The sequence below is a fragment of the Protofrankia sp. CiP1_Cm_nod2 genome, assembly GCF_920664355.1.
Taxonomy (GTDB): Bacteria; Actinomycetota; Actinomycetes; order Frankiales; family Frankiaceae; genus Protofrankia.
The window spans coordinates 1577-2451 of sequence record NZ_CAKKTL010000398.1; the positions used below are offsets into that span (position 1 = coordinate 1577).

Genomic DNA, 875 nt, shown 5'->3' on the forward strand with positions numbered 1-875 from the left:
GTCCGCGCTGATCGCGCTGATCGCGCTGGTCCTGGCGTTGCCGGGGATCTCCGTTCCCGTCCCGGGATGCTGGGCGGCCCAGTCGTTCCGACCGTGCTGGCGGTGGTGGCCATACCGGTCACGCGGTTGCGGCCACCACGGTGGCCGGCCGGCCGCCAACAGCGACGATCAGGGCATTACGATGCAGAGCGTCGTCGCGTCACGGTGTACGGGGGGTTGGGATGGCCGGCGGTTTCGACGTCTTCGTCTCCTACGGGCACGCCGACCAGGAGTGGGTGCGGGTACTCGCGGAGAACCTGGAACGCGCCGGCCTGCACGTGTTCTACGACGAGTGGGAGATCTCGGCTTCGGACGTGCTCGTCCATCGGCTGGACGAGGGTATCCGTACGTCCGCGAACGGGATTCTGGTGGTCAGTCCGGACGCGCTGGCCCGGCCGTGGGTGGCCGAGGAGTACGCGGCGATGCTGACCCGGGCGGTCGCCGGCCGGCAGCGGCTGATCCCGGTGCTGCTCAGGGATGCCGAGCTGCCGCCGTTCCTGGCCGCCCGGGTGTATGTCGACTTCCGGCAGGCTCACCCACCCGGCCGGCTACACCACCCGGGTGGGTGAGCTGGTCGCCGCGCTGCGCGGCGAGCGGCGGGCCCGCCCGGAGGTGGACGGTACCGTGCGGCCGCCGCCGGGGCTGGCCTACCGGGCGGAGGGCCCTCTCACCGCCACCCTGCGGATCAGCCCGGACGGTGTGGCCCTGACCAGGGCGGACGGCACCGTCGTCGAGGGCCGGCCGGGTGGGCTGGACTGGTCGGCCGTCCAGGTGCTGCGTGAGCTGGAGCGGGTGCGTGCCCGCCGGTCGTCCGTCGGCGGTCTGCTGGTGAAGGC

At 72.9% G+C, this 875-nt stretch carries 2 protein-coding genes; both read left to right on the plus strand.

Features of this window, described 5'->3' with window-relative positions; genetic code table 11:
- The first annotated feature begins 221 nt into the window (after positions 1-221).
- Entirely contained in the window at positions 222-608 is a 387-nt protein-coding gene (locus NBW84_RS23915) for a toll/interleukin-1 receptor domain-containing protein (protein WP_250287599.1), read from the plus strand.
- On the plus strand, positions 601-875 hold a 275-nt coding region (locus NBW84_RS23920), incomplete at its 3' end, for a hypothetical protein (RefSeq protein ID WP_250287601.1). The genes NBW84_RS23915 and NBW84_RS23920, both read left to right, overlap by 8 nt.

Coding starts and splice junctions, on each gene's coding strand:
- NBW84_RS23915 (WP_250287599.1), top strand. CDS start 222: ATGGCCGGCGGTTTCGACGTCTTCGTCTCCTACGGGCACGCCGACCAG.